Raw genomic sequence first — 25573 nt, 5'->3', positions numbered from 1 at the left:
GGAAATGCCTGTTCCGGTAACATGGTGTCCGATTTCAACAAACAGGCGAACGGGACGGGAAACCCAAAATGACTGCCCCAACGAAAGCCGGCAAGCGCATCGGCATCCTGACCAGCGGCGGCGACTGCGCCGGGCTGAACGCCGTCATCCGCGCGGTGGTCCACCGCGCCACCGGCTATGGCTGGCAGGTGCTGGGAATCAAGGAAGGCACCCAGGGCCTGCTGCAGCGCCCGGTGCAGTACCAGACGCTCGACCTCGGCTCCGTCGACGGCCACATGATGCGCCAGGGCGGCACCATCCTGGGCACGACCAACCGCGGCGACCCCTTCGCCTATCCGATGCCCGACGGCACGCTGAAGGACCGGTCGGACGAGATCATCGGCGGCTACCGCGAACTCGGCCTGGACGCCCTGATCGGCATCGGCGGCGACGGCAGCTTCGCCATCCTGCACAAGCTGGCGCAGAAGGGCGGCTTCCCGATGGTGGGCGTGCCCAAGACCATCGACAACGACCTGGGCAAGACCGAGGTGTCCGTCGGCTACGACACCGCCGTCGCCGTGGCGGTGGAGGCGCTCGACCGCCTGCAGCCCACCGCCGCCAGCCACCACCGCGTCATGGTGCTGGAGGTGATGGGCCGCGACGCCGGCCACATCGCGCTGGCGGCCGGCATCGCCGGCGGGGCCGACGTGATCCTGATCCCGGAAATCCCCTATTCCATCGAGAGCATCGCGGCCAAGATCCAGGATGTCCGCAACACCGGCCGCAACTTCGCCCTCGTCGTGGTGTCGGAGGCGGTGAAGACGCTGGAGGGCACCGGCGTCAAGAAGGTGCTGCAGGGCGGCGAGAAGCGCTATGGCGGCATCGGCGACTATATCGGCGAGAAGATCGCCGACGCCACCGGGGCGGAGACCCGCGTCACCGTTCTGGGCCATGTCCAGCGCGGCAGCATGCCCAGCCCGCGCGACCGGCTGATCGCGTCGGCCTTCGGCGTCCACGCCGTCGACCTGATCGCGGAGGGCAAGTTCAACCGCATGGTCGCCTGGTCGAATCGCGGCGTCATCGACGTGCCGATCACCGAGGCGATCGAGCATTACTCCTGCGTCGAGCTGGACGGGGCGCTGGTCAAGACCGCCCGCGGCCTGAACATCAGCTTCGGCGATTGAGCGGGACGGTGAACCCGTTCTGGGACTTCTCCCTGGCCGTCTATGGGCGGTCGGGGGTTCCGGCCCTTTGCCTGTCGTTGCAGGACCGCCGCGGGGTGGACGTCAATGTGCTGCTGTTCGCCGCCTGGGCGGGGCTGGAGTGCGGCGTCCGCCTGTCCGAGGCCGAGCTTGCCCGCATCGATTCGGCGGTTTCCGGCTGGCGGGAGGAGGTCGTTTACCCCCTGCGCGCCCTTCGCCGCCGGGCAAAGGATGAGGACGACGCATTCTACCGCCGCATGAAGGCCGCGGAGCTTGAGGCCGAACGGGTCCAGCAGGACCGGCTGTTCGCCGCCGCCGGATTCACGCCGCGACCGGGTGGAAGCGCTGAACTGGCCGCCCGGAACATGGCCCTGCTGGTGCCGGGCGGCGATCCGGCGCTGGACGAACTGACGGGGGTGCTGGACGGCCGCTGAGCGGCTGTCCCGGTGTTCTAGCGGTTCAGAATCAGCTCGTTCGGGTCGCGCACCGTGTCGGATACCAGAGCGGGTTTGCCGGCATAGAAGGCGCTGCAGCGCTTGCCGCTGACCAGATGGGTCAGCGCCGCCTCCCACTCGCGGCCCTTGGGGCCGATGATGCGCAGCTTCAGCTGGTCGATCAGCGGGAAGACCTTGAACTGATCGATCTCGATAGGCTCGGACGTCGAGGCGGAGAAGGCCTCCTGCGTCAGGGTCAGGGTCTTGCCGTTGATTTCCAGCGTGATGTCCTGTGCCCAGGGGCAGCCGTTCGGCTTGGCGCCCTCCTTGGCCTGTGCGGGCGGGATTCCGAAACCCAGGGACAGCACGAGCGCCGCAGCGGCAAGAACGCGCGTCCGGCAGGTGCCGTGAATGGAAAAGGCCCGGTCTGGGCGCGAGATCATGATCCGCTCCTTGGTAAAGCGGCGCGGACAATAACGATGTGTCAGTCTCATGACAATCCAGGGGAAATCCCGATTCTGTGACCGTTTGCGACGGCTTGCGACGGTGCCCGACTGGACTGGCACCGCGGCGGCGGCGCATGATCCGAAACACAGCCGGCTCCCGCCAACACACAAGAGTTCCGATGGTTACTTTGTCGCAGGCCCTGCTGATCGCACTCGACCACCATCAGGCGGGTCGGGTGGCGGAGGCGGAGGACATCTATCGCCGCATCCTGGGCGCCGACCCGGAATATGCCGACGCCATGCAGCTGCTCGGCGTCCTGGCCGCACAGACGGGACAAGTGGAGTCGGCGGTGCGGCGGCTTCGTCTTGCAGTGGCATTGCGCCCCGACTCGGCCGGCGGCTGGTCCAATCTTGCCGGGGCCGAGCAGTCGGCCGGTGCGGTGGAGCCAGCGGTGCGGCTCTATGGCCATGCGCTGCGCCTGATGCCGGAGTTGGCCGATGCCCATGCCAGCCGGTCCGCGGCCCTGCGCAGGCTGGGACGGCACGATGCGGCGCTGGCGGCTGCCGGACAGGCGTTGGTTCTGGCACCGGACCATGCCGCCGCCCTGGTGAACCGGGCGGCGGTCCTCCTGTCCCAGGGCGATTCGCAAGCGGCCGAATGCTGTGCCCGCCGGTCATTGCGCCTGAACGGCCGGTCAGCCGTCGCCCACGCGACCTTGGCCGCCGCTCTCGCCGCGCAACGCCGCTGGACCGATGCAGAAGCGGCAGCCCGCGAATCGCTCATGGCCGACCGCAACTTCGGCGAGGCATGGGAGGTGTTGGGCGCGGTGCTGGCGAAGCTCGGCCGCTTTCCCGAATCGCTGGACGCTTTCGCCGATGCCGCGCGGCAGCGGCCCGGTCCTTCGTTGTGGGCGGCCCGCGGAACCGCGCTGATCGCCATGGCCCGGCCGGATGAGGCCGCCGCCGATTTCGAGCGCGCGCTAGCCGAGCGGCCGCAGGATGCCGGGCTGCATTGGAACCTCGGATTCGCCCGGCTGATGGCCGGCGACTACGCCGGCGGCTGGCCGGAGTTCGACTGGCGCCGCCATGACAGCCGGGCCGAGCCGCCCTGGCGTCGCTTCTCCCAACCGACATGGCAGGGGGAGGCGTTGGAGGGCCGGACCATCCTGCTCTATGCCGAACAAGGGCTGGGCGACACGTTGCAGTTCCTGCGCTATGTCCCGCTGGTGGCGGCCCGCGGCGGCCGGGTGGTTCTGGAGGTTCAGCCATCCCTCCTGCCCCTGATGGCCGGGATGGCCGGGATGGCCGGGATGGCCGGGCCGGCGCAGGTGATCGCGCGGGGCGATCCGCTGCCTCCCTTCGACCTGGAATGCCCGCTGATGAGCCTGCCGCGCGCCTTCGCCACGGTGGTGGACGACGTGCCGGCGACCGTTCCCTATCTGCGGGCCGATCCGGCGCGCGTCGCACTCTGGCGCGAGCGCCTTGCGGCAGCAAAAGGGCTTCGGGTCGGCCTCGTCTGGGCGGGCAACCCGCGATTTCCCGGCGACGACCAGCGCTCTCCCCGGCTGGCCGGCTTGCGCGGGCTCCTCGACGTGCCGGGCTGTCGCTTCTACGGGATGCAGATGGGGCCAGGGCATGCCGATCTGGCCGAGGCAGCGATGCCCGGCAATTTCACGGATCTGGCACCGGAGATCGCCGATTTCGCCGATACGGCGGCGATCATGGCGAATCTGGATTTGGTGGTGTCGTCCTGCACCGGACCGGCGCATCTGGCCGGCGCGCTCGGCCTGCCGCTTTGGGTGGCGCTGCCCTTCTCGGCGGACTGGCGCTGGATGGCCGGCCGCGACGACAGCCCATGGTATCCGACCGCCCGCCTGTTCCGGCAGCCGGCGCCCGGCGACTGGCGTTCGGTCGCCGGGCGTATGGCCGCCGAACTGGCGGCGCTGGTTCAGCGCTTCAAGCCGTCGCCGTAGCGCGAGCAGTCGTAATCGTCGGTCCCGGCCTCTGCCTGCCCGCCGTTGGAGGTGTTGTAGCGCGGGTCGTCGCAGCGGCCGTTGCGCGCATAGGACGAGTCGGAGTTGCCCGACCCGAACAGGCCGCCACCGCTGCCGCCGAACAGCCCACCGCTGCTGCTGCCGCTGTTTCCGGTCTGGTTGCAGGCGGCCAGCGCAAGGGGGGCGGCGACCAGGATCGCAAGTGGAAATGCAGCCTTCATGGCGTTCCCTACCTCTCGTCGGAGTGAAGAAAATCTTCTTTCCTTCGCTCTCAACAGGGCAGGGCGCCCGGAAATTCCCGTGTTCGCGCTTGGGTAAGGCGTTTCGTGCGGTCTTCTTACTCGACCGGCTGGAACAGGCGGGTGGCGGGGTTGATCGCCCACATCTCTCCCGACTCCAGGTCGAACCACCAACCATGGATGTTCAGCGTCCCGGCCTCCACCCGCTCGCGCACGAAGGGGAAGGTCATCAGGTTCTCGACGGAGGCGCGGACGGCCGCCCGTTCGATGATCGCCGGGGTTTGCTGCAGCCGTTCGGCGTCGGCCCTGGCCTGCTCGGAGCCTTCCGGCCCGACATAGGGGTCGAGCGCGGAGGCGGCGATGGACACCCAGGGGGAGACGAAGTCGTCTTCCGACTTTTGCCCGGCGCGCAGCCGGATCAGGCCCCGGATGCCGCCGCACTGGGCGTGGCCCAACACGATGATCTCCGACACCTGCAGCGACCGCACGGCATATTCGACGGCGGCCGAGGTGCCGTGATAGCTGCCGTCCGGCTGATAGGGCGGGACGAGGTTGGCGACGTTGCGGACGACGAACAGTTCGCCGGGTTCCGCCATGGTCAGCAGGGCGGGATCGACGCGGCTGTCGGAACAGCCGATCAGCAGAACTTCCGGATGCTGCCCTTCCGTCACCAGCTGGCGCATGCTGTCGGGCCGGCGTTCGTAGTAGCGGGCGCGGAACGCTCTGATGCCGGCCAGAAGCTGGCGGATGGGCTCGCTCGGTTGACTGCTGAAGGGCATGGTCCGCTTGTCCCCGTTACTGTCGGCCGGCGGCGGCGCCGGCTCCGCATCATTTCGCATCGTCAGCGGTATAACGGCATTGCGCCCGCGGTCCAAGCCGCCTGTTGCGGCACCGCAGCGCGGGTCAGCCCTCCGCCGGACGTTCACCCCACCGGCGCAGATTGCCGGCGTCCAGCCCGAACAGGTCCAGCACCCGTCCCACCGAATGGTCGACCAGATCGTCGATGCTCTCCGGTCGGGCATAGAAGGCGGGCACCGGCGGCGCGATCACCGCCCCCATCTCCGCCAGCGCGGTCATGGTGCGCAGATGGCCCAGATGCAGCGGTGTCTCCCGCACCATCAGAACCAGCCGCCGCCGCTCCTTCAAGGCGACGTCGGCGGCGCGGGTCAGCAGGGTGGAGGTGACGCCGCTGGCGATCTCGCTCATCGTGCGGACCGAACAGGGGGCGACCACCATGCCCAGCGTGCGGAAACTGCCGCTGGAGATCGCCGCCCCGATGTCGGCCGCGGAATAGCTGACGTCGGCCAGCGCCCGCAGCTCCGCCACCTTCATGGCGGTTTCATGCGCCAGCGTCACCTCGGCGGACCTGCTGACGACCAGATGCGATTCGACGCCGATCCGCCGCAGCGTCTGCAGCATGCGGATACCGTAGATCACCCCCGACGCGCCGCTGATGCCGACGACGAGTCGGGGCGGAGGTGTGTTGCGGTCGGTCATCGCAGACTTTCATGCCTCTCCCGCGCGGGGGAGAGGGATGGCATCAGTGGGCGTCTTCCTGTTCGGAATAGCGGTCTTCGTCGCGGCTGTCGCCGTAGAAGTCCTCGGCGGCATCCTCCGGCGCGCGGGGCACGCCGCCGCGGCGGATGGCCAGCGCCAGCGACTCTTCCAGCTCACGCTGCGAGCAGAGGCCCAGCATCACCGGGCTGCGCGGCTTGATGTTGGCGACGTTCCAGTGGGTGCGGTCGCGCACCGCGGCGATGGTCGGCTTGGTGGTGCCGATCAGGCGGCAGACCTGGGCGTCCGACAGCTCCGGATGATGCTTCAGCAGCCAGGCGATGGCGTCGGGCTTGTCGCCGCGCTTGGTGATCGGGGTATAGCGCGGACCCTTGGACCGGGAGGCGACCTGCGGCAGGTCGGCGACCAGCAGCTTCAGGCGCAGATCCTGGTTCTTCTCGCAGCGCTCGATCTCCTGCTTGGTCAGCTGGCCGTTGGCGATGGGGTCGAGCCCCACCATGCCGACCGCGACCTCGCCGTCGGCGATGGCCTGGACTTCCAGCGAATGCATGCCGCAGAAGGCGGCGATCTGCTCGAAGGACAAGGACGTGTTCTCGACCAGCCAAACGGCCGTCGCTTTCGGCATCAAGGGCAGTGCCATCATCCCTCCTGACAACTCTTCACCGGCCGCACCCGCTGGCGGGTGGTGCGGCCGGTCGTTCGAACTCGTTATGCGGCGCGAGAGCGGTTCCGCGACCCCGGGGCGTTTGCCCCATTCTCGTCACCACGATATAGGGCGAATACCGGTCCGCGTAAGCATGCTTGCGCAGGCGCACCGGGAAATCCCGGCCGCCCGCTCGCCTCTGCTAACCCGTCTTGGCTGCCCAAGGCAAGCCCGACGGCGCCGCGTTGACGAAGAAAGCGCAAAATGCCGTCCGGTTTCGCCTTGCGGACCGCCCCGGCTGGCTGATGCGGCCTGCTGCTCCGGCCGGCCCTCAGGCCGCGTCCGGCCCGACCGTCAGCACGATCTTGCCGATATGGGCGCTGCTTTCCATCAGGCGATGGGCCTCGGCCGCCTCTTCCAGCGGGAAGGCGCAGTGGATCAGCGGCTTGATGCTGCCGGACTCCAGCAGCGGCCAGACATGCTCGCGCAGGGCGGCGGCGATGCGGCCCTTCTCGGGCACCGGGCGGGCGCGCAGAGTCGACCCGGTCAGAGTCAGCCGCTTCGTCATCACCGGCGCCATGTTCAGCGACACCTTGGCCCCCTGCAGGAAGGCGATGGAGACGTGGCGGCCGTCGACCGCCATGATGTCGATGTCGCGGGCGATATAGTCGCCGCCGACCATGTCCAGCACCACGTCGACGCCGCGCCCGCCGGTCGCCTCGCGGATCACCGCGGCGAAATCCTCGGTCTTGTAGTTGATCGCCCGGTCGGCGCCGAGCTGCTCGCAGGCGCGGCACTTGTCGTCGCTGCCGGCGGTGGTGAAGACCGTGGCGCCGAAGGCCTTCGCCAGCTGGATCGCCGTGGTGCCGATGCCGCTGGACCCGCCATGGATCAGCAAGGTCTCGCCGCGCTTCAGGGCGCCGCGCTCGAACACATTGGTCCAGACGGTGAAAAAGGTCTCCGGCACCGCCGCCGCCTCGACCATCGACAGCGGTCCGGGCACCGGCAGCGCCTGCACCGCCGGCACCGCGCAATATTCGGCATAGCCGCCGCCGGCCACCAACGCGCAGACGCGATCGCCGCTGGCCCAGCTCTCCACACCCTCGCCGATGGCGATGACCGTGCCGGACAGCTCCAGCCCCGGCAGGTCGGACGCCCCCGGCGGCGGGTCGTAGCGGCCTTGGCGCTGCAGCGTGTCGGGACGGTTCACGCCCGCGGCGGCGACCTCCACCAGGATCTCGCCGGGGCCGGGCACGGGGGCGGGGCGGCGGGTGGGGCGCAGCACTTCCGGCTCTCCGGGCTGGGTGATCTCGACGCAGCGCATGCTGTCGGGCAAGGCGAGGCCCATGGCGTTCTTTCCTTCATTTCCGTGGTCGGGCAGGCATTTGCCGGCACCGGTGCATTGGAATTGTCCGGCTCGAAAGGTAGATTTGCCCGACCGGCCTGACAAGGCGAAGGCGGAACACGCGGCAGGGAAGGGAACCAAGCCATGGCCATCGACGACCGTTTCGAGGATCTGGAGCCGCGCAAGGCCAAGCCCGCGCCGAAGGACCTGACCGTGATGGGCGTGGCGGAGCTCGAAGCCTACATCGCCACGCTGCAGGCGGAGGTCGAGCGCGCCCGCGCCGCCATTGCGGCGAAGCAGGCGCAGAAATCGGCGGCAGAGGCGTTCTTCAAAAAGGGCTGACGAAAAAGCCCTCCCCCGCGCGGACGGGAGAGGGCTTCGCCTGCTTTGCGGCAGTGTTACTGGCCGGGGCCGACCAGATCGCGGTAGCAGTGCCAGGAGGCATGGCCGATCACCGGCAGGGCAATCGCCAGCCCGATGAAGGCGGTGACCATGCCGGCGCTCATGAACAAGGCGATCAGGAAGCCCCAGGCGATCATCGGCCGGATGTTCGCCCGCACCACGGCGATGCTGGTCGCCATGGCGGTGAAGACGTCGGTCTCGCGGTCCAGCAGCATCGGGATCGACACCACGGCGATGGAGAAGACCGCCGTCGCGATGATCCCGCCGAACAGCGTCCCGGTCAGCAGGAACGGAATGGTCTCGGCCGAGAAGAAGATGCGGTCGACCAGCTGGTCCAACGCCGGCGGCTCGCCCGAGAAGAACAGGGCGAAGATCAGGAAGGCGACGCGGATCCAAGCCAGCATGGCCAGCATCAGGACCAGCCCGATCCCGGCGATCTGCACGCCGTTGCGGCGATAGGCGGCTGCGACCTTGCCGAAGGTCGGGCGTTGGCCGAGCTCCAGCAGCCGGCTGGTCTCGTACAGCCCGACGGCCAGGAGCGGGCCGACCAGCATGAATCCGGCGCCCAGGGGCAGCAGCAGGTATTCCATGTCCAGCAGGGCCAAGCCGACCACGAGCACGAAGCTGGAGATCACCGCCAGCGCGCCATAGGCGAAGCTGATGGCGGGGGCAGCCATCATATCCTGCCAGGCGGACGCCAGCCAGACCCAGGGGCGGTCGACTCCCACCGCCCGGATCGACGGTAGCCAGGCCGGATGATGGGCTGCATTGTGCGATTGAGGCGTTTGAACGGATCCGCGAAACGACGTCATGTCGACCATGATGACGGCCCTCTCCAACAGCCAGGGAGCGCGCCGGTCGGCGCCCTTGGCAGGCACTGTCACATGATCGGCGTGATAGTCGCAATAGGGAACTATCTGTATATCCAATAGTAATAAAAACGCTGAGGTTATTCCCACTGAAAAGCTTGGTCTTTACCGTACTTTCGGACGTGCAGGTCAGGTTTCGTCGTCAAGCCTATGTCCGTCCAAAGTCTGAGTGCGCCGCTCGGCCTCCTTGCGGTCGCGCTCCTTCTCGGCCTTGGTGCGTCCGAATCGGGCCCGATTCGCTTCGGCTTCCTTCTCGCGTTCGGCCCGCTCGCGGGTCTTGCGGAAGCGGTTGAGATTGACCACGTCGCCCATGGCACGGTCTCCGGCGGCTGAATCTGCGGTTTCGGTTCCGGTGCGGCCGGACGGAGCGGCGTCACGCGGGGGAATTCCTGGGGAAAAAAACGGACAAGCCCCAACTTGGCCGTGGGATTGCCCAAATTGCTTGTTTCTTCTGCGGGCGCTAGCTTACCGAAGGACGCTCCTCGTCGGAAGCCGCCATCGGTTGCCGACCGGCGCGGAGGAAGAGGGGCGGCGAAGGCAAGTGCGCATCCGTCCGTATCCTATGCGGGGACGGGGGGTGCCGGTCGATGGCGACGACGTGGTAACATTGACGTGGCAAAGGGGCACGGCCGAGGATAAGGCCGGCGCAGGGAAGGCGGAAACCCGGTGAAGAAGATCCTGATCGCTGCACTGGCCGGACTGGTGGTTCTGGCCGGCATCCTGTTGGCAGCGCCGAGCCTCATCGATTGGAACGCCTACAAGGGCACCATCGCCGAGCGTATATCGCAGACGACCGGCCGCCGGGTGGAGTTGCGGGGCGACGTCGGCTTCACCCTGCTGCCGTCCCCGGCGCTGACGGTGCGCGACGCCCGGCTGGCCAATGCCGCCGGCGCCGCCGAACCCGACATGGTGCGGCTGAAGAAGCTGGATGCCCGTGTCGCGCTCGGTCCTCTGCTGAGCGGCCGCATCCAGGTGGAAAGCATCAGGTTGGTCGAGCCGACCATCGTGGTGGAAGTCCTGTTGGACGGCCGGATCAATTGGGACCTTTCCACCACCGGCGGCCGGCCCGGCGATGGGCTGGGGGCCGCCGAAGGGCTGGTGTCCGCCGTCAGCTTCGATCAGGTGCTGATCGACAACGGCACCGTCATCTACCGCGACGACCGCAACGGCCGGACCGAGCGGGTGGAGGGGCTGAGCGCCCGCATCGCCGCCGGCAGCCTGAACGGCCCCTTCCAGATCCAGGGCGATTTCCGTTTCCGCGGCCTGCCCCTTCATGGCGAGGCGACCGCCGGCCGCTTCACCGAAGGTGCGGCGGTGCCGGTGCGGGCCACCCTGTCGATGCCCCATACCGATGCGACCCTCCGCTTCGCCGGCATCCTGACCGGCGGGGGCGTCTCGAAGGTGCAGGGCGATCTCCGCGTCGAGGGCAGCGACTTCGCCAAGCTGGTGGACGCGCGCCGGCCTGCGGCGCTGGCCCAGCCCTTCAATCTGCGCGCGACGGTGGAGGCGGGGACCAGCCTTGCCACCTTCTCCAGCCTGGAAGCCCAGCTGGGCGACACCCGCGCCACGGGCAACGCCGCGTTGAGGGCCGGCGACCCTGCCAAGCGCGAGGCGCCGCGAACCGAACTGACGCTCGCCATCAATCGGTTCGACCTGGATTCCTGGCTGGCGCGGGGCGGGCAGGGCGACACCGCGAGCGGCTCCGCCACACCGGCTCCGTCGGGTCCCGCAACCGGCGGCGCCAAGCGGCCGGGAGTGTCCTTCGCCCTGCCGATCGGAATGGAGGCCAAGCTGGACGTGGCGGTGGACGCCATGGGCTACAATGGCGGGGTGGTGCGCCAGGGCCGGATCGAGGCGAGTCTGGCCGACGGCCGGCTGAACATCGACCGTGTCAGCGCCCTGCTGCCCGGCGGGTCGGATTTCGTCGCGGCGGGAGAGGTGACGACGCCGGGCGGCCAGCCGACGCTGGACATGCGGATGGAGGCGAATGCCGACAATCTGCGCGCCCTGCTGGAATGGGTGAAGCTGGATGTCCGCTCCGTTCCCGCCGACCGCCTGCGCCGCGCCTCTCTGGCTGCCCGGCTGCAGGGGCATGCCGACCGCTTCGAGATGTCGGGCATCGATTTCCGCTTCGACAGCAGCCGGCTGAGCGGTGCGGTCGCCTATGTCGACCGCGGCCGTCCCGCCTTCGGTGCGCGCCTCGAACTGGACCGCCTCTTTCTGGACGGCTACCTGCCGGCCGAGCCGGTGCCGGCCCAGCCGGCCACACCGAACTCTGCCCAGCCAGCAGTGCCGCGCGCCGTTGGCCCGCGGGTCGGCTCGGCCAGTGCTGCGCCGACGCCGCAGCGGCTTCTCGGGCTTGCCGACGCCAACCTCGACCTGCGGATCGGTCAGCTGACGGTGGGCGGCCTGCCGGTCCAGGGGCTTCACCTGGATGCGACGGTCGCCGCTGGCGCGCTGACGGTGCGTGAAGCCAAGGTGGACAACATCGCCGGCCTGACGGCGCGGGTGGATGGGCAGGTCGCCAGCGTGATGCCCTTGCGTGGGGTGAACCTCGCCCTGGCGGCGGAGGCCAAGTCGCTTGGCGGGCTGCCGAGCGCGGTCGCGTGGCCGCCCGGCTTGCCGGTGCCGGAACGGCTGGGCGCCATCAGCGCCAAGGCCCGGCTTGCCGGCGACGGGGAGCGGCTGGCGGTCGAGGCTTCCGCCGGCATGCTGGGCGGCACGCTGGAAGCCGGCGGTGCCGTGCTGGGGCTCGACCGCACGCCCAGCGCCGACCTGAAGCTGCGCGTGACCCATCCGGAGATGGGACGCATCGCGGCGCTGTTCACCGACCGTGGACTGGCCCGCGCCTTCGGCCAGCTGGACCTTTACGGCGAACTGACGGGGACCGCGACCTCGCCGGTGCTAAGCAACCTGCAAGGGCTGGTCGCCGGCGTGCCGGTGCGCGGCAAGCTGGCAATCGACCGCAAGACTGCGCGGCCCAGCGTCCAGGCAGACCTGCAGACCGGCGATCTCGACCTCGACCGGCTGCGCAACGCGCCGCTGGTGGGGGATGGCGCCGGCCGCGATGCGGCGGCATCCGCCGGTGATCCGACTGCCGTCGCGCCCGCAGATCCGCTCGCCGACCTGGATTGGATCCGGTCTGCGGACGGTCGCCTCGGCCTGACGTCCACCTCGCTGACGCTCGGCGGACAGCGCATCGTGCAGCCGGCGCTGAGGGCGACGATCCTTGGCGGGACCGCGACCCTGGAGCAATTGGACGGCGAATGGCAGGGCGGCCAGATCGGCGTCAGCGGCCGTGTCGCCGCCCTTCCGGGGCAGGAGCCGAAGCTCGACGCCGACATCACCGTCATCAAGGCCGACCTCGGGACCGCTCTGTCCGGAGTCGCCGGGCTGGGGCTCAGCGGCGGGGCCGTGGATTTGGATATGACCCTGTCCGGCAGCGGCCATGGCGACGCCCTCCTGCGCAGCTTGACCGGCCGCGGCCGGGCGGTGGCGTCGGGCGGTGTGCTGCGCGGAGTCGATCTGGCGGCGCTGCGCAGCCGGCTGGCCGGGGTGGAACGCACGCAGGAGGTGCTGGGCGCCGTCGCCGGTGCCCTGCAGGGCGGTGAGACCAGGCTGGAGCGGCTGGATGCCCGTTTCGCCATCGACAAGGGGGTGATTCGCGCCGACGACGCCCGCCTGACCACCGTACCGGCAGACGGTACGCTGGCCGGCACGGTCTCGCTGCCCGACGAGCGGGTGGATTTGGGGTTGACCCTGACGGTGAAGGCCGACGGCGACCTGCCGCCGCTGACCCTGCGCATCGCCGGCCCCTGGGACGCACCGACCCAGACTCTGGACCTGAAGGCCCTGCGCGACCGCTTCGACGCGGCCTCCCCGGCTGCCCCCGCGGTCAGGCCGTGAGGCCCGCCGCATGCCACGGCTGCGCGCCATGGCATGCGTGCGATGGGCCAAGGGCGTTGAAGTCGCGGCGCGCGGCGTCCATAATGAACGAACGGTAACCGGAAGTCAGAGCCGATGCAGGTGGACAATAGGATTTTGGACGATCTCGCCCGCGTGGCGGGTGGCGCTCTCGGCGCCTTTTCGTCCTTGCGCGAAGAGGCCGAAGGTCAGCTGCGCGCTCAGCTCGAACGTGTTCTGTCGCGGATGGACGTGGTCAGCCGCGAGGAATACGAGGCCGTCCGCGCCATGGCCGCCAAGGCCCGCGAGGAGCAGGAGGCGATGGCCGAACGGCTTGCCGCGCTGGAGGCCACCGTCGCGACCCTGACGGCCGGGCATGCCCCGCTGCCGGTCGTGGTCGAGCCTGCCGGCATTCCGGCGGTGGTGGACACCGATCCGGTGACGCCGGCACCAGAGTCCGCCGCGGATGCCGCCGGCAAGGAGGCCACGGCGTCCTGAGCATTGCGCGGCCGCATCACCCGGCGCCACTCCCGTCATCGTTCCGGCTCCTGCCGCCATCGGCGGTTTGGCTGGATCCCGACCGGCCCGCGACCCGAACGTCGGCCGGTCGGAACGTTGACCGGGCGCCGATGCAGGCGCAAACCGTCTCCATGCTCTTCTTTTCATCACCTTCGGGGTATTGCCCCGGACCCGCGTGGGTTGCCTCGCGTCTTCCGGTCCGGGTGAACGGTACCGCCCATTGCGCCTTCACAGGAGGACGCTGACATGTCGGCAGTAGCCGTCGAAACCACCACTTCCGCCCACAACCCGCTCGACGTGGTCGAGGAGATCGTAACCGCCAACGAGTGGCCCTTCGATCGCGCCACCGAGGACGAGCTCGTCGTCGAGATCGGCGGGCGCTGGTGCGATTACCGGCTCTATTTCGTCTGGCAGCCCGATGTCAGCGCGATGCAGTTCTCCTGCCAGTTCGACATGAAGGTCCAGGCAGCGCGCCGCACCGCCGTCGCCGAGTTGCTGGCGGAGGTGAACGGCCGCATGTGGCTGGGCCATTTCGACGTCTGCTCGGAGGAGCATACGCCGATGTTCCGCCAGACCATGCTGCTGCGCGGTGCGCGCGGTGCCGCGGTGGAACAGCTGGAGGATCTGGTCGAGATCGCCCTGTCGGAATGCGAGCGCTTCTACCCAGCCTTCCAGTTCGTGATCTGGGGCGGTAAATCCGCGCCGGAGGCGGTGTCCGCCGCCATTCTCGACACCATGGGCGAAGCCTGAGCCCGGCAATCGGCGCAAACAGGGGGAATGACGAGGTCATGACGGCGGAAACGGGTGCGTCGCTGCTGCTGGTCGGCTGCGGGAAGATGGGCGGGGCGATGCTGGACGGCTGGCTTGCCGCCGGGACCGCGTCGCGCGTCGTGGTGGTCGACCGGGCCGGTCTGCCGGAGCGGCTTGCCGGCGATGCGCGCGTTTCGCTGGCGTCCGGTGCGGATGCCCTGCCGGACGGCTTCGTCGCCGACGTCGTGGTGCTGGCCGTCAAGCCGCAGGTGATGGAAGAGGCGCTGCCTGCCTACCGCGCGCTGGTCCGTCCCGGCACCGTCTTCCTGTCGATTGCCGCCGGCAAGACAATTGCCTATTTCGAACGGCTGCTGGGGGAGGGGGCCGTCGTCGTCCGCTCCATGCCCAACACGCCGGCCGCCATCGGCCGCGGCATGACCGTGGCCGTTCCCAATGCCCATGTCAGCGCCGCCCAGCGCGAACTCTCCGACCGGCTGCTGCGCGCCGTCGGCGATGTCGCCTGGGTCGAGGATGAAGGGCTGCTGGATCCGGTCACCGCGCTGTCCGGCAGCGGCCCGGCCTATGTCTTCTTCATGGTTGAGGCGATGGCCAAGGCCGGCGAGGCGGCCGGGCTGCCCGCCGATCTGGCGATGCGGCTGGCCCGCGCCACCGTGTCGGGCGCCGGCGCCCTGCTCGACGCCTCTCCGCAGCAGGAAGCCGCCGATCTGCGCAAGGCGGTGACCAGCCCGAACGGCACCACACAAGCGGCGCTGGAGGTGCTGATGGCGCCGGAAGGAATGCAGCCGGTGATGACCGCCGCCATCGCTGCCGCCGCCCGGCGGTCGCGCGAGCTGGCGGGGTGAGGAGCAGCCATGTCGACCACCCTCAGCCCCTCCGCCGCCCGCGTTCAGGCCCTGCTGGACAGCATCGGCCTCGGCCATCATGTGGTCGAGCATGAAGGCAGCACCCGCACCTCCGAAGACGCCGCCAACTCCGTCGGCTGCGAGGTGGCGCAGATCGCCAAGTCGCTGATCTTCCGCACCAAGGAGACCGGGCGTCCGGTCCTGGTCGTCGCCAGCGGCGCCAACCGGGTGGACGAGAAGGCGGTCGGCCGGCTGATCGGCGAGAAGATCGAGCGGGCCGATCCGGAATTCGTCCGCGAGTCGACCGGCTTCGCCATCGGCGGCGTTCCTCCCATCGGCCATGCCGTGCCGCCTCTGGTGTTGATCGACGACGACCTGCTGCGGCTGGAGACCATCTGGGCCGCCGCCGGCACCCCCAACGCCGTCTTCCGGCTGACACCTGCCGATCTGGTCAGCATGACCGGCGGCCGGGTGGAGAGCGTGCGCAAGGCGTGACGATTTCGGGCGACGGGTGGCGTTTGGCCGTCCGCGCACCACCTTATGATGCGATCCCTGTCGCCTGGAGGTGATGCCATGTCCGACATGCCGTCCGACAAGCCTGAAGACAACAGCTTCCGCTCCGATCCTACCGACCCGGACTCTCTCGATCGCACCGTGGCCGCGGCGGCGATGAGGCTGGCCGCAGAGAAGGGGTGGCGCCGCGTCGGGCTGCTGGAGGTTGCGCATGCCGCCGGCATCCCGCTGTCCCGGTTCCATCACCGCTATCGGGGGCGTGCCGACCTGCTGGCGGCGGTGTCGCGCGTCGCCGACGCCACGGTGTTGGCCGGGGATGTCGCCGCCGATCCGACCGAACCGGCGCGCGACCGATTGTTCGACGTGATGATGCGCCGGTTCGACGCGCTGCGCCCCTTCCGGGACGGCTTGCGCGCCGTGCTGCGCGACCTGCCGGCCGATCCGGCGACCGCGCTGGCCTTTTCCTGCGCCTTCGGCCGCTCCATGGCCTGGATGCTGCGCGCCGCCGGAATCGATCCCGACCAGCGGGGCGGGTCCGCCCTCGTCGCCGGGCTCGGCACCGTCCATGCGCGGGTGATGCGGGTCTTCCTGAACGACGACACCGCCGACCTGTCGCGCACCATGGCGGCGCTCGACACCGCGCTGCGCGGGGCGGAGCGCTGGGGCGCGACGTTCTGCCGCTGGACCGGCCGCAGGGGGCCGCTTGGCCGTGGAACCGGACCGGACTCCATGGCATCAACGGTTTAGACTATGTTCGCAATGCGGAAGGTAGGGGCGCTCGCTGTTTTTACCCGCCAAGGTTATGCTGCGCCGCAAAAACCGCATTGACTAACTTTTCGGCACTCTGCATAGTCGGTCTATCAATGTTGCGTCGCAACATGCCCGGATTTCGATGCGGGCAGCAAACACCGATGCTGGGATGAGAAACATGGCCAAGATGAGCGGTAACCCCTTCCTCGAATTCGATCCGTCCAAGCTGATCGGCGACCTCAAGGTTCCGGGCGTCGATATCGAGACCATCATCGCCAGCCAGCGCAAGAACATCGAGGCGGTGACCGCCGCCAACCAGCTGGCCTATGAGGGCTTTCAGGCCATCTTCCGCCGTCAGGCCGAAGTGATGCGCACCGTGACCGAGGACGTGAACCGCGCCGTCGGTGAGCTGACCGCCGCCGGCACGCCGGAAGAGAAGGCCGCCAAGCATGCCGATCTGGTCAAGGCCGCCTTCGAAAAGTCGCTGGCCAACATCCGCGAGCTGAGCGAGATGATCGCCAAGTCGAACACCGAAGCCGCCGAGATCCTGACCAAGCGCGTGTCGGACAGCCTGGACGAGGTCAAGGCCGCCATCGCCAAGGCGAAGAGCTGATCCAGCCTCCGGTCCGCCGGATACTGGGAAGAGGGGGGTCGCCGTCGGCGGCCCCTTTTTTCATGTCCGGCATGGAGCTCTCGGCTTCCGGGTTCCGCGTTGGGAACGGGCGCGCTACCCTGGCGCCCCTACTCAAACGGATCGGACAGCCATGACCATCACGTACGATGATTTTGCCAAGGTCGATATCCGCGTCGGTACCATCCTTGCGGTCGATCCCTTCCCGGAGGCGCGCAAGCCCGCCTACAAGCTGACCATCGATTTCGGCGGCGACATCGGGACCAAGCGCAGCTCCGCGCAGATCACCAGCCATTACGCTGCCGATGCACTGGTCGGCCGCCAGGTGCTGGCGGTGGTGAATTTCCCGCCCAAGCGCATCGGCCCCTTCACCAGCGAGGTGCTGTGCCTGGGCCTGCCCGATGCCGAAGGCGCGGTGGTGCTGGTCGGTCCCGACCATCCGGTGCCGGATGGCGCCCGCCTGTTCTGACGACGACAGATTCGAAAATCCTGGGAGTCTGAAAGTAACTGTTCGCAGTTGCAGAATTGCCCCGTGAATATCGCGACAAGCGGTCGCAGGGGTCATATGTGTTTTAAATGAATGCTGTCTAAACCAGGATGGCATAGTGCGCGCGATTGTGAACTCGCAACCGCAAACTGTTTCCTGGTGGATGGCACTGATGGATGCCCTACGCGTCTTTGTCGGCCGGCTTTCGATTTCCACGAAAGTCACGGTGTTCAATCTCTTCGGCATGCTGATCCTCAGCACGGCGATCCTGTTCGCCATCGGGCAGGTGATCGTCCGCGACCTGGAACGGCAGGCGATAGAGATGCAGCGCCTCAGCATGGACATCGCCTGGTCGTCGTTGAACGAGCGTGGCGGCGCCTTCATCGTCGCCGATGGCAAGCTGTTGCTCGACGGTGTCGTGATGAACGACAACAACGTCGTGGTGGACAAGATCAAGCGCATCACCGGGGGGACCGCCACGCTGTTCCTGGGCGACCGCCGCATCGCCACCAACGTGATGAACGCCGACGGCACCCGCGCCGTCGGCACCACGCTGGCCCAGGGGCCCGCCTACGATTCGGTGCTGCGCCAGGGCACCCCGTTCCGCGGCATGGTCGAAATCCTGGGCGAGCCCTATTACGCCGCCTATGACCCGATCAAGGACAAGTCCGGCAAACCGGTCGGCATCCTCTATGTCGGCATCAAGAAGGCGGAGGTGTTCAAGACCTTCGACGACAGCATGCGGTTCGCGACGATGCTGGTCGTGCTGTGTGCCATCGTGCTGGCGGTGCCGGGCTATCTGGTGTCGCGCCGGCTGCTGCGACCGCTGGGCCAGCTCAGTCAGGTGATGACGGCGCTGTCCTCCGGGGATCTGACCGCCGAGGTGGCCGGTGCGAAACGGCTGGACGAGCTCGGCGCGATGTCGCGCTCCGTCCTGGTGTTCCGCGACGGCATGGCCGAGGCGGAGCGGCTGCGCGCCGAGCAGGAGCAGCAGCGAATCCAGGGGGAGGAGCAGAAGCGCAAGGCCCTGCAGGCGATGGCCGATACGGTGGAGCGGGAAAGCCGCGGCGCGGTCGAGCAGGTCGCCGCCCGCACCCAGGAGATGGACCGCAATGCCGGCGCCATGGCGAATTCGGCTGGGTTGGTCGGCGCCAACGCCCAGAATGTCGCCGCCGCCGCGGCGCAGGCGCTCAGCAACGCTCAGGCGGTTGCTTCCGCCGCAGAGCAGCTGACGGCCTCGATCGATGAGATCGGAACCCAGGTCGGTCATGCCGCCAGCGTCACCCGCGCCGCCGTGGCCGCCAGCAACCGGACCGAGAACACCATCGAATCGCTGTCCTCCGCCGTCGGCCGCATCGGCGACGTGGCGGAACTGATCCAGGGGATCGCGGCGCAGACCAACCTGCTGGCGCTGAACGCGACCATCGAGGCGGCGCGGGCTGGGGAGGCGGGCAAGGGCTTCGCCGTCGTCGCCAACGAGGTGAAGAGCCTGGCCAACCAGACCTCGCGCTCCACCGAGGAGATCTCGCGCCTGATCGCGGAGATCCAGTCCGTCACCGCCCGCAGCGTGGAGGAGGTGCGCGGCATCAGCCGGACCATCGGCGAGATCGACGCCATCTCCGGTACGGTTGCCGCGGCGGTCGAACAGCAGGCGTCCGCGACCCAGGAGATCTCGCGCAATGTCGGCCAGACGGCCAGCGCCGCCACCGACGTGGCGACCCGCATCGACGAGGTGTCGCGCGAGGCCAAGGTGACTGAGGAGCGCGCCGACCTGCTGCGGGCCGGCGCATCGGAGGTTACCCACAGCATCGACGAGTTGATGCATGTGCTGGTCCGGGCGGTGCGCACGGCGACGGACGATGTCGACCGCCGCAACCTGCCGCGTTACCGGGTGGATGCTCCCTGCACGGTGGAGGCGCCGGAAGGCCGGCTGACCGTGCGGCTGCTCGACATCTCCCGCCAGGGCGCCGCACTGGCCGGGTCCGACGCCGTCGGCAGCCGCGGCACGCTGCTGTTCGACAGCCTGGGCGTGGCGCTGCCTTTCGAAGCCTTCACCCGCGAGGAGGGGGTGGTGCGTGTCCGCTTCCGGCTGGCCGAGATCGACCGGCAGTCCTTCGACGCCCGCTTCGACCGCTTCGAGGAAGCGATGGCGGGCCGGCGCCTGGCCGCCTGACGTCCGCTCGGCTGAGCGGTACGGCTTGGGCCGCCATGCTGGCGGTCCGGCCGCTCCAGACCGGGGCTCAGGCCCCGGCGCGCCGGGTTGCCGCGGCGTGCATGTGCGGCGGGGTCATGCCGGAGCGTGCCTGCTCCAGGGCGCCCTGCTGCCGTGCGGCGAAGACGCCGGCTTCCGTCCGGTTGCGGAAGTGAAGCTTCGACAGCACGCTGCGCACCATCGACTTGATCACCGCCTCCGACAGGTCCAGCGCGTTGGCGATGGTCCGGTTGTTCATGCCCTCGCCCAGCAGGCGCAGGGTTTCGAATTCCGGGTCGGACAGCCGCGGCAGAAGCGTCAGGCGGATTTCGTCCACGCCCAGCCGCGACAGGAACTGCTTGGGCATCAGGCAATGCCCTTCCAGTCCGAGATCCAGCAGTTCGTTGATGCGGTCGACGTTCAGATCCTCGAACACCCAGGCATCGGCGAAAGCCAGGATATGGGCGGCGTCCAGCAACTCGCGCGAGGACAGCACCACGACGATCCGCGACCGGCGGGACAGCCGGAGATAGACCATCGGTTCGTTCTCGCGCAGCGCGGTGAACTGCTGCAGGCCGATCAGGATCGCATCCGGCGTCAGCGCGCTCTGTGTCAGCTCCCCGATGTCGTGCAGTACCGTCACGCGGTGGCGTCCGCCGCGGTCGAGCTGCTGCACCACGGTCTCGGTCAGCGCGTTGTTGTCGAGGATCAGGCAGACATGCATGGGAGTCACCGCGTTGCGGGTCTGGTGAGATGCTTTCTCATGGGCGTACTCATGGTGTGTGTGCATGGGTCAGCTCTGTCTGGAGGAGGCATCCACGGCCGGCCCGGCTCGGGGCGTCGCCGCCTGCGTCTAAGGGTTGAAACGGAGTCTGGCCGGATGGCCCAGGCACGTCTTCGGTCAAGATCGAGGCGGCTATTGGGATTTTTCCTGCCAAGTATTTCTGCGTTGTCCGCAATCCGCCGGATATCCCCCTTGAGGGAAGTCCTGGTCGCACCGCGTGATTTAGAAATGAACGGCGCTCCGCGTAAATCAGGCGATGGATGATCAGCCAAGATCGCTTTTCGTCTCCTTGTTGGTCGCCTCAGGTTTCGAAACGGTAACACCTATGGAATGATGTGTGCTGGCCGGGTCACACGGGAATGCGCGTTGGTACAGGCATCCTTCAGGACTACCCGATCGGTTTGGCGGCGGCTTTCCCTCCTCTCTTGCGCGGCCGAATCGGGGTTAACCGATCGCTTGGCACACGAACGCCACAAAGATGGCAAGGTTCCAGAAAAATCCCGACGCCAATGGAGACGGCAGATCTCATTTTGAATAATCCCGGTCGGGGCGAATGAATCCAATGAGCCTGCGCGATAACGACATTCGCACTCGCGGCAGAAGCTATGCCTTTCGTCGGAAGCGTTTCTTTGTCCGGCCATGACCTATGCCCCCTCCAATGGGGGTGGCGGCCTCGAATGACCTATGGCCCTTGTCCGGATACAGGGGCTCTTCCGATCGTGGTATCAGATACCCAACACAGCGAATACGAGCCAACAACGGCAGACAGCCTTCCGGCCGACGCCGGCAAGAGGCCGCGAGCATGTTCGACCACCAAGCCGAAGACGCGGTGTGAATGGGGTGATCCGGGTGCCGCGGGGGCGCATCGGACAAGATCGACAACAGCCCAGGCGTGAACCGGCCCCAACCGGCCGGGCCGGGGCCGGCGAGCGAGGATGACGGGGACCATGAAGATTCTGATCGGGGATGACCACCTGCTGTTCCGTGAAGGCCTGCGACGGTTGCTCGAGCAGTTGCAGGGCGATGCCGGCTTCGTCGAGGCGGGGACCTTCGACGAGGTGCTGGACCAGTGCCGTGGGGGCGGCACCTTCGACATCATTCTGATGGACCTGCATATGCCGAACTGGCCGGGTTTCGACGGACTGCGCGAAATCCAGGCGCTGCAGCCGGGCGTGCCGGTGGTGGTGATCTCCGCATCGGAAGCGCTGGGTGACATCCGCGGCGCGCTCGACCATGGCGCGACCGGCTACATCCCGAAGTCGAGCAGCGTCAAGGTCATGATGGGCGCCCTGAACCTCGTGTTCTCGGGCGGCATCTACCTTCCGCCGGGCGCGCTCACCGCCAGCATGGATGCCGCGCCGCGCCGCCGCACGGTGGAGGTCGCCGACCGGAGCGCCGGCTATGGCCTGACCCAGCGCCAGCGCGAGGTGCTGGAATGCCTGCGCCTCGGCAAGTCGAACAAGCAGATCGCTTATGAACTGGGTCTGTCCGAAGGCACCGTGAAGATCCATGTCACCGCGATCTTCAAGTCGCTGGGCGTCAAGAACCGCACCCAGGCGGTCATCGCCGCCGCCGCCATGTCGGCCTAGGAAAAGGCCGGCATTGGGAAACGGACGGCTTCGGCCGATCCGGACAGCAATACGGGTTGTGGAACCGGGCCGCGGGGAATCGCCTCCGCGGCCCGTAATCTTTGGGCGTTCAAGCGTTCATCCCCCTGGCGGGAGACAGGGGAAACGGGTGAACGGTTCATGAGCTGATGAGGCTGGCCAGGAAGTCATCGTCTTAAGCGGCGAGCTTTCTTCGGACGCGCAGAGTGTCCTTTCCCGGTGCTCTTCCGCGCAGGTTTTGGGCGCAGGTTTTGGGCGCAGGTTTTGGGCGCAGGTTTTGGGCCATGTGCTTGATGGCGATGACCTCGGCGGGGGCGCCGGTCAGGGCGGCGACCCGGGCCACGAAGCAGCGCTGGACGTGGCCGGAGTCCAGCGTGGCGAAGATGTCGCCCAGTCGGTCATGCGACGGAGTTCCGTGGGCAAAGGCCCGGAACCGGCGCAGAAACGCCGACTTCCTCGTCCCAAAGCGGGCGATTTCGACGAAGCTCTCGGCTCCAGCCAGCACAGCCAGCAGACACAGCGGCAGCACCTCGTCCAACGGGTAGATCGCCTGACCCTGTTGCCGATGGTCCGGCAGAGAACGGAAATGATCCAGAAAAACAATCGCCTCGCCCAGTGCCCGGTCGCGTCCATCGTGCCCGCCTGTGTCGATGCCGGGCCGCCGCATCGACTCAGAACTCCGACCCGTTGTCACGCACTCCTTCACCCGATTGCCCTGTGCCGCAGCGGCCTTGCACTGGACCTTGGCCGGGCCGCGCCGTATAACCAGTGCCCCACACAATTCGTTGATTGTTCGAGCCATGCACGACCTTCGCGCCATCCGTGAGAATCCCGAAGCCTTCGACCGCGGTCTCGGCCGCCGCGGATTGGCGCCGATGTCGTCCTCCCTGCTCGACCTCGACGGTCGCCGCCGCGCCGCGCAGACCCAGATGCAGGAGATGCAGGCCCGCCGGAACGAGGCGGCGAAGGAAGTCGGCCTCGCCAAGCGCGAAGGCCGTGACGCCCAGCCAATCCTTGACGAGATGGCGGCCCTGAAGGACCGCCTGCCCCAGGTGGAGGAGGAGGAACGCGCGCTCGGCGCCGAACTCGACGCCATCCTGGCGGGCCTGCCCAACATCCCTGCCGACGACGTGCCGGACGGGTCGGACGAGACCGCCAATGTCGAGGTCCGCCGCTGGGGCACCCCCGCCGACATCGCCAACCCCAAGCAGCATTACGAGCTGGGCGAGGCGCTGGGCCTGATGGATTTCGAGGCGGCGGCCCGCATGTCCGGCGCCCGCTTCACCGTGCTGAAGGGCGGGCTCGCCCGGCTTGAGCGCGCGCTCGCCGACTTCATGCTGGACATCCACACGTCGGAGCACGGCTTCACCGAGATCGCGCCGCCGCTGATGGTGCGCGACAACGCCCTGTTCGGCACCGGCCAACTGCCGAAGTTCGAGGAGGATCTGTTCAAGACCACCTCCAGCGACCACTACCTGATCCCGACCAGCGAGGTGCCGCTGACCAATCTGGTCAACGACCAGATCGTGGCGGCGGAGGAACTGCCGCTGCGCTACACCGCGCTGACCCCCTGCTTCCGCGCGGAAGCCGGCTCGGCCGGGCGCGACACCCGCGGCATGATCCGCCAGCACCAGTTCTGGAAGGTGGAGATGGTCGCCATCACCACGCCGGAACAGTCGGAGGACGAGCACCAGCGCATGACCCGCTGCGCAGAGACGATTCTGGAGCGGCTGGGCCTGCCCTACCGCACCATCGTGCTGTGCACCGGCGACATGGGCTTCTCCTCGCGCAAGACCTATGACGTCGAGGTCTGGCTGCCGGGCCAGAACGCCTACCGCGAGATCTCCAGCGTGTCCAATTGCGGGGATTTCCAGGCGCGGCGGATGAAGGCCCGTTGCCGTGCCAAGGGCGAGAAGCAAACTCAATTCGTGCACACCCTCAACGGATCGGGTGTGGCGGTCGGGCGCTGCCTGATCGCGGTGCTGGAGAACTACCAGCAGCCCGACGGTTCCATTCTGATCCCGGAAGCGCTCCGCCCCTACATGCGCGGAGTGGAGAGGATTTCCATCTGATGTTCAACCTGCCGCTCGACCTGTCCCGGACGCGCATCCTCGTCACCAACGACGACGGCATCCATGCGCAGGGATTGAAGGTCCTGGAAGCCATCGCGCGCGAGCTGTCCGACGACGTCTGGGTGGTGGCGCCGGAGACGGAGCAGTCGGCGGCCAGCCATTCGCTGACCATCAACCGGCCGCTCCGCCTGCGCAAGCTGGACGAGCGCCGCTATACCGTGGACGGCACGCCGACCGACTGCGTCCTGCTGGCCGTCAACCATGTGATGCGGGACTCCCGACCGACGCTGGTGCTGTCAGGCGTCAACCAGGGCTCCAACATCGGCGAGGACGTGACCTACTCCGGCACCATCGCCGCGGCGATGGAGGCGACGCTGCTGAACGTCCCGGCCATCGCCATGAGCCAGCATTACGAGCCGGGCCAGCCCATCGACTGGTCCGCCGCCGCCGCCCATGGGGCGGAGGTGGTGCGCAAGGCGGTGACGGTGGCCTGGCCGCGGAACGTGCTGCTGAACGTCAACTTTCCGGCCCGCCCGGCCGAGGAGGTGACGGGCATCCAGGTGGTTCGCCACGGCAAGCGCAAGATCGGCGACGAGCTGTTCGAGCGCGTGGATCCGCGCGGCAAGCCCTATATCTGGATCGGCACGCTACGCGGCGAGGCCGACGTCTCCGACGACACCGACATCCATGTCGTGTTCAACGGCGGCATCTCGGTGACGCCGATCTATCTCGACCTGACCCACACCCCGACGCTGCAGACGTTGAGGCAGGCTTTCGTGTGACCTACAACCCGCGCAAGATCCGCTTGCTGATGGCCCTTCGCGGGGCCGGCGTCACCGACACCCGGGTGTTGGCGGCCATCGAGCGGATCCCGCGCGAGCTGTTCGTTCCGGACGCATTCCAGGACCGGGCGTGGGAGGATGTTGCCCTGCCCATCGACCTCGGCCAGACCATCAGCCAGCCGCTGGTGGTTGGGCTGATGACCCAGGCGCTGGACCTGCACCCGCGGCACCTTGTGCTGGAGGTCGGCACAGGGTCCGGCTATCAGGCGGCGGTGCTGTCGCGGCTGTGCCGCCGGGTGTTCACCATCGAGCGGCTGAAACCGCTGCTGCGCGAGGCGGAAGCCCGGTTCAAGGCGCTGGACATCGGCAACATCACCACGCGTCTCGGCGACGGGACGCGCGGCTGGCCGGAGGTGGCGCCCTTCGCCCGCATACTGGTCACAGCCGCCGGTGGACCGGAGCCGCCAAAAGACTTGACGGATCAACTCGCCGTTGGTGGTGTCATGGTCATTCCGCTGGGGACCGATCACCGCGACCAAAGGGTGGTACGTTTCCGGCGTTCCGAAGCTGGCCTTATCCGGGAGGACCTGTGGCCCGTCCGTTTCGTTCCGCTGCTGTCCGACCCGCCACAACCGGTCCGTTCCGCATGAGAC

The 25573-nt window shown here is 68.2% G+C and carries 27 protein-coding genes; 17 read left to right on the top strand and 10 right to left on the bottom strand.

The window, feature by feature from the left end; genetic code table 11:
* The first annotated feature begins 68 nt into the window (after positions 1 to 68).
* Positions 69 to 1163 (top strand): ATP-dependent 6-phosphofructokinase, encoded by a 1095-nt coding sequence (locus AZOLI_RS06230; protein ID WP_014247750.1) that lies wholly within the window; start codon positions 69 to 71, stop codon positions 1161 to 1163.
* An 8-nt stretch (positions 1164 to 1171) separates the two neighbouring features.
* Positions 1172 to 1615: a TIGR02444 family protein gene (locus AZOLI_RS06225; protein ID WP_244442538.1), complete on the top strand. Its 444-nt coding sequence runs from the start codon at positions 1172 to 1174 to the stop codon at positions 1613 to 1615.
* A gap of 17 nt (positions 1616 to 1632) precedes the next feature.
* Here AZOLI_RS06225 and AZOLI_RS06220 read toward each other — a convergent pair whose 3' ends face one another.
* The gene (locus AZOLI_RS06220) at positions 1633 to 2058 is read right to left on the bottom strand and encodes a hypothetical protein (RefSeq protein ID WP_014247748.1); all 426 of its coding nucleotides are present in this window, start codon (positions 2056 to 2058) and stop codon (positions 1633 to 1635) included.
* A 182-nt stretch (positions 2059 to 2240) separates the two neighbouring features.
* On the opposite strand from AZOLI_RS06220, the gene AZOLI_RS06215 reads away from it, so the two are divergent.
* Positions 2241 to 4034, top strand: coding sequence for a tetratricopeptide repeat protein (locus AZOLI_RS06215; RefSeq protein ID WP_014247747.1), 1794 nt, complete (start codon positions 2241 to 2243; stop codon positions 4032 to 4034).
* On the opposite strand, the gene AZOLI_RS06210 is transcribed toward AZOLI_RS06215, so the two are convergent.
* From AZOLI_RS06210 to AZOLI_RS06190, 5 genes are all read right to left on the bottom strand, one after another.
* Positions 4010 to 4276: a hypothetical protein gene (locus AZOLI_RS06210; protein WP_014247746.1), complete on the bottom strand. Its 267-nt coding sequence runs from the start codon at positions 4274 to 4276 to the stop codon at positions 4010 to 4012. The genes AZOLI_RS06215 and AZOLI_RS06210 overlap by 25 nt on opposite strands.
* Positions 4277 to 4392: 116 nt before the next feature.
* The gene (locus tag AZOLI_RS06205) at positions 4393 to 5073 is read right to left on the bottom strand and encodes a carbonic anhydrase (RefSeq protein WP_014247745.1); all 681 of its coding nucleotides are present in this window, start codon (positions 5071 to 5073) and stop codon (positions 4393 to 4395) included.
* Positions 5074 to 5197: 124 nt separating this feature from the next.
* The gene (locus AZOLI_RS06200) at positions 5198 to 5791 is read right to left on the bottom strand and encodes a UbiX family flavin prenyltransferase (protein ID WP_014247744.1); all 594 of its coding nucleotides are present in this window, start codon (positions 5789 to 5791) and stop codon (positions 5198 to 5200) included.
* A gap of 43 nt (positions 5792 to 5834) precedes the next feature.
* Complete coding sequence (locus AZOLI_RS06195) at positions 5835 to 6449, bottom strand: DUF1013 domain-containing protein (RefSeq protein WP_014247743.1); 615 nt, start codon at positions 6447 to 6449, stop codon at positions 5835 to 5837.
* Positions 6450 to 6783: 334 nt separating this feature from the next.
* Positions 6784 to 7800 (bottom strand): NAD(P)H-quinone oxidoreductase, encoded by a 1017-nt coding sequence (locus tag AZOLI_RS06190; RefSeq protein ID WP_014247742.1) that lies wholly within the window; start codon positions 7798 to 7800, stop codon positions 6784 to 6786.
* A 141-nt stretch (positions 7801 to 7941) separates the two neighbouring features.
* Here AZOLI_RS06190 and AZOLI_RS06185 point away from each other — a divergent pair, with 141 nt between their 5' ends.
* Entirely contained in the window at positions 7942 to 8139 is a 198-nt protein-coding gene (locus AZOLI_RS06185) for a DUF1192 family protein (protein ID WP_014247741.1), read from the top strand.
* A gap of 56 nt (positions 8140 to 8195) precedes the next feature.
* Here AZOLI_RS06185 and AZOLI_RS06180 read toward each other — a convergent pair whose 3' ends face one another.
* Both AZOLI_RS06180 and AZOLI_RS06175 read right to left on the bottom strand, forming a co-directional pair.
* Positions 8196 to 9020, bottom strand: a complete 825-nt coding sequence (locus AZOLI_RS06180; RefSeq protein WP_014247740.1) for a DUF2189 domain-containing protein — start codon at positions 9018 to 9020, stop codon at positions 8196 to 8198.
* Between the two features lie 177 nt (positions 9021 to 9197).
* A complete protein-coding gene (locus tag AZOLI_RS06175) occupies positions 9198 to 9380 on the bottom strand; it encodes a DUF4169 family protein (protein WP_014247739.1) in 183 nt (60 codons plus the stop codon).
* A 354-nt stretch (positions 9381 to 9734) separates the two neighbouring features.
* Between AZOLI_RS06175 and AZOLI_RS06170 the strand changes: the two genes are divergently transcribed.
* The 9 genes from AZOLI_RS06170 to AZOLI_RS06130 all read left to right on the top strand — a co-directional run bounded on the left by AZOLI_RS06170 (position 9735) and on the right by AZOLI_RS06130 (position 19657).
* The gene (locus AZOLI_RS06170; protein ID WP_014247738.1) at positions 9735 to 12974 is read left to right on the top strand and encodes an AsmA family protein; all 3240 of its coding nucleotides are present in this window, start codon (positions 9735 to 9737) and stop codon (positions 12972 to 12974) included.
* A 114-nt stretch (positions 12975 to 13088) separates the two neighbouring features.
* Positions 13089 to 13469 carry an accessory factor UbiK family protein gene (locus AZOLI_RS06165; protein WP_014247737.1) on the top strand — a complete coding sequence of 127 codons (381 nt, stop codon included), beginning with the start codon at positions 13089 to 13091 and terminating at the stop codon, positions 13467 to 13469.
* Between the two features lie 267 nt (positions 13470 to 13736).
* Positions 13737 to 14240 (top strand): YbjN domain-containing protein, encoded by a 504-nt coding sequence (locus AZOLI_RS06160; protein ID WP_014247736.1) that lies wholly within the window; start codon positions 13737 to 13739, stop codon positions 14238 to 14240.
* Between the two features lie 38 nt (positions 14241 to 14278).
* Positions 14279 to 15103 (top strand): pyrroline-5-carboxylate reductase, encoded by an 825-nt coding sequence (gene proC, locus AZOLI_RS06155; protein WP_014247735.1) that lies wholly within the window; start codon positions 14279 to 14281, stop codon positions 15101 to 15103.
* Positions 15104 to 15112: 9 nt separating this feature from the next.
* On the top strand, positions 15113 to 15598 hold the full coding sequence (locus AZOLI_RS06150; RefSeq protein WP_014247734.1) for a YbaK/EbsC family protein: 486 nt from the start codon (positions 15113 to 15115) through the stop codon (positions 15596 to 15598).
* A gap of 78 nt (positions 15599 to 15676) precedes the next feature.
* Positions 15677 to 16363: a TetR family transcriptional regulator gene (locus AZOLI_RS06145; protein ID WP_014247733.1), complete on the top strand. Its 687-nt coding sequence runs from the start codon at positions 15677 to 15679 to the stop codon at positions 16361 to 16363.
* A gap of 181 nt (positions 16364 to 16544) precedes the next feature.
* Complete coding sequence (locus AZOLI_RS06140) at positions 16545 to 16979, top strand: phasin family protein (RefSeq protein ID WP_014247732.1); 435 nt, start codon at positions 16545 to 16547, stop codon at positions 16977 to 16979.
* Positions 16980 to 17130: 151 nt separating this feature from the next.
* Positions 17131 to 17466 (top strand): tRNA-binding protein, encoded by a 336-nt coding sequence (locus AZOLI_RS06135; protein WP_014247731.1) that lies wholly within the window; start codon positions 17131 to 17133, stop codon positions 17464 to 17466.
* Between the two features lie 244 nt (positions 17467 to 17710).
* The gene (locus tag AZOLI_RS06130) at positions 17711 to 19657 is read left to right on the top strand and encodes a methyl-accepting chemotaxis protein (RefSeq protein WP_244442537.1); all 1947 of its coding nucleotides are present in this window, start codon (positions 17711 to 17713) and stop codon (positions 19655 to 19657) included.
* Between the two features lie 67 nt (positions 19658 to 19724).
* Here the strand turns inward: AZOLI_RS06130 and AZOLI_RS06125 are convergent, their stop codons facing one another.
* Complete coding sequence (locus tag AZOLI_RS06125) at positions 19725 to 20465, bottom strand: response regulator transcription factor (RefSeq protein WP_244442536.1); 741 nt, start codon at positions 20463 to 20465, stop codon at positions 19725 to 19727.
* 941 nt (positions 20466 to 21406) lie between these two features.
* On the opposite strand from AZOLI_RS06125, the gene AZOLI_RS06120 reads away from it, so the two are divergent.
* Positions 21407 to 22048: a response regulator transcription factor gene (locus AZOLI_RS06120; RefSeq protein WP_014247727.1), complete on the top strand. Its 642-nt coding sequence runs from the start codon at positions 21407 to 21409 to the stop codon at positions 22046 to 22048.
* 193 nt (positions 22049 to 22241) lie between these two features.
* On the opposite strand, the gene AZOLI_RS32330 is transcribed toward AZOLI_RS06120, so the two are convergent.
* A complete protein-coding gene (locus AZOLI_RS32330; protein WP_048816477.1) occupies positions 22242 to 22733 on the bottom strand; it encodes a transposase family protein in 492 nt (163 codons plus the stop codon).
* A 133-nt stretch (positions 22734 to 22866) separates the two neighbouring features.
* On the opposite strand from AZOLI_RS32330, the gene serS reads away from it, so the two are divergent.
* Genes serS through AZOLI_RS06100 form a run of 3 tightly spaced genes read left to right on the top strand, consistent with a single transcriptional unit; the run spans position 22867 to position 25570 of the window.
* Positions 22867 to 24138, top strand: coding sequence for a serine--tRNA ligase (gene serS, locus AZOLI_RS06110; RefSeq protein WP_014247726.1), 1272 nt, complete (start codon positions 22867 to 22869; stop codon positions 24136 to 24138).
* Positions 24138 to 24920 (top strand): 5'/3'-nucleotidase SurE, encoded by a 783-nt coding sequence (surE, locus tag AZOLI_RS06105; RefSeq protein WP_014247725.1) that lies wholly within the window; start codon positions 24138 to 24140, stop codon positions 24918 to 24920. Before serS ends, surE begins: the two co-directional genes overlap by 1 nt.
* Positions 24917 to 25570, top strand: a complete 654-nt coding sequence (locus AZOLI_RS06100) for a protein-L-isoaspartate(D-aspartate) O-methyltransferase (RefSeq protein WP_014247724.1) — start codon at positions 24917 to 24919, stop codon at positions 25568 to 25570. Before surE ends, AZOLI_RS06100 begins: the two co-directional genes overlap by 4 nt.
* Positions 25571 to 25573: the final 3 nt, after the last annotated feature.

Origin of the sequence: Azospirillum lipoferum 4B, assembly GCF_000283655.1 — a bacterium.
Lineage (GTDB): Bacteria > Pseudomonadota > Alphaproteobacteria > Azospirillales > Azospirillaceae > Azospirillum > Azospirillum lipoferum_C.
This window is presented reverse-complemented; position numbering and strand designations above follow the sequence as displayed.

What these genes read in the sequence shown, in the direction of transcription:
- AZOLI_RS06160 (WP_014247736.1), top strand. Translation starts at nt 13,737, where the DNA reads ATGTCGGCAGTAGCCGTCGAAACCACCACTTCCGCCCACAACCCGCTC.
- AZOLI_RS06185 (WP_014247741.1), top strand. Translation starts at nt 7,942, where the DNA reads ATGGCCATCGACGACCGTTTCGAGGATCTGGAGCCGCGCAAGGCCAAG.
- proC (WP_014247735.1), top strand. Translation starts at nt 14,279, where the DNA reads ATGACGGCGGAAACGGGTGCGTCGCTGCTGCTGGTCGGCTGCGGGAAG.
- AZOLI_RS06175 (WP_014247739.1), bottom strand. Translation starts at nt 9,380, where the DNA reads ATGGGCGACGTGGTCAATCTCAACCGCTTCCGCAAGACCCGCGAGCGG.
- AZOLI_RS06120 (WP_014247727.1), top strand. Translation starts at nt 21,407, where the DNA reads ATGAAGATTCTGATCGGGGATGACCACCTGCTGTTCCGTGAAGGCCTG.
- AZOLI_RS06230 (WP_014247750.1), top strand. Translation starts at nt 69, where the DNA reads ATGACTGCCCCAACGAAAGCCGGCAAGCGCATCGGCATCCTGACCAGC.
- surE (WP_014247725.1), top strand. Translation starts at nt 24,138, where the DNA reads ATGTTCAACCTGCCGCTCGACCTGTCCCGGACGCGCATCCTCGTCACC.
- serS (WP_014247726.1), top strand. Translation starts at nt 22,867, where the DNA reads ATGCACGACCTTCGCGCCATCCGTGAGAATCCCGAAGCCTTCGACCGC.
- AZOLI_RS06220 (WP_014247748.1), bottom strand. Translation starts at nt 2,058, where the DNA reads ATGATCTCGCGCCCAGACCGGGCCTTTTCCATTCACGGCACCTGCCGG.
- AZOLI_RS06190 (WP_014247742.1), bottom strand. Translation starts at nt 7,800, where the DNA reads ATGGGCCTCGCCTTGCCCGACAGCATGCGCTGCGTCGAGATCACCCAG.
- AZOLI_RS06180 (WP_014247740.1), bottom strand. Translation starts at nt 9,020, where the DNA reads ATGGTCGACATGACGTCGTTTCGCGGATCCGTTCAAACGCCTCAATCG.
- AZOLI_RS06215 (WP_014247747.1), top strand. Translation starts at nt 2,241, where the DNA reads ATGGTTACTTTGTCGCAGGCCCTGCTGATCGCACTCGACCACCATCAG.
- AZOLI_RS06210 (WP_014247746.1), bottom strand. Translation starts at nt 4,276, where the DNA reads ATGAAGGCTGCATTTCCACTTGCGATCCTGGTCGCCGCCCCCCTTGCG.
- AZOLI_RS32330 (WP_048816477.1), bottom strand. Translation starts at nt 22,733, where the DNA reads ATGCGGCGGCCCGGCATCGACACAGGCGGGCACGATGGACGCGACCGG.
- AZOLI_RS06145 (WP_014247733.1), top strand. Translation starts at nt 15,677, where the DNA reads ATGTCCGACATGCCGTCCGACAAGCCTGAAGACAACAGCTTCCGCTCC.
- AZOLI_RS06205 (WP_014247745.1), bottom strand. Translation starts at nt 5,073, where the DNA reads ATGCCCTTCAGCAGTCAACCGAGCGAGCCCATCCGCCAGCTTCTGGCC.
- AZOLI_RS06200 (WP_014247744.1), bottom strand. Translation starts at nt 5,791, where the DNA reads ATGACCGACCGCAACACACCTCCGCCCCGACTCGTCGTCGGCATCAGC.
- AZOLI_RS06135 (WP_014247731.1), top strand. Translation starts at nt 17,131, where the DNA reads ATGACCATCACGTACGATGATTTTGCCAAGGTCGATATCCGCGTCGGT.
- AZOLI_RS06165 (WP_014247737.1), top strand. Translation starts at nt 13,089, where the DNA reads ATGCAGGTGGACAATAGGATTTTGGACGATCTCGCCCGCGTGGCGGGT.
- AZOLI_RS06150 (WP_014247734.1), top strand. Translation starts at nt 15,113, where the DNA reads ATGTCGACCACCCTCAGCCCCTCCGCCGCCCGCGTTCAGGCCCTGCTG.
- AZOLI_RS06195 (WP_014247743.1), bottom strand. Translation starts at nt 6,449, where the DNA reads ATGGCACTGCCCTTGATGCCGAAAGCGACGGCCGTTTGGCTGGTCGAG.
- AZOLI_RS06140 (WP_014247732.1), top strand. Translation starts at nt 16,545, where the DNA reads ATGGCCAAGATGAGCGGTAACCCCTTCCTCGAATTCGATCCGTCCAAG.
- AZOLI_RS06125 (WP_244442536.1), bottom strand. Translation starts at nt 20,465, where the DNA reads ATGCACACACACCATGAGTACGCCCATGAGAAAGCATCTCACCAGACC.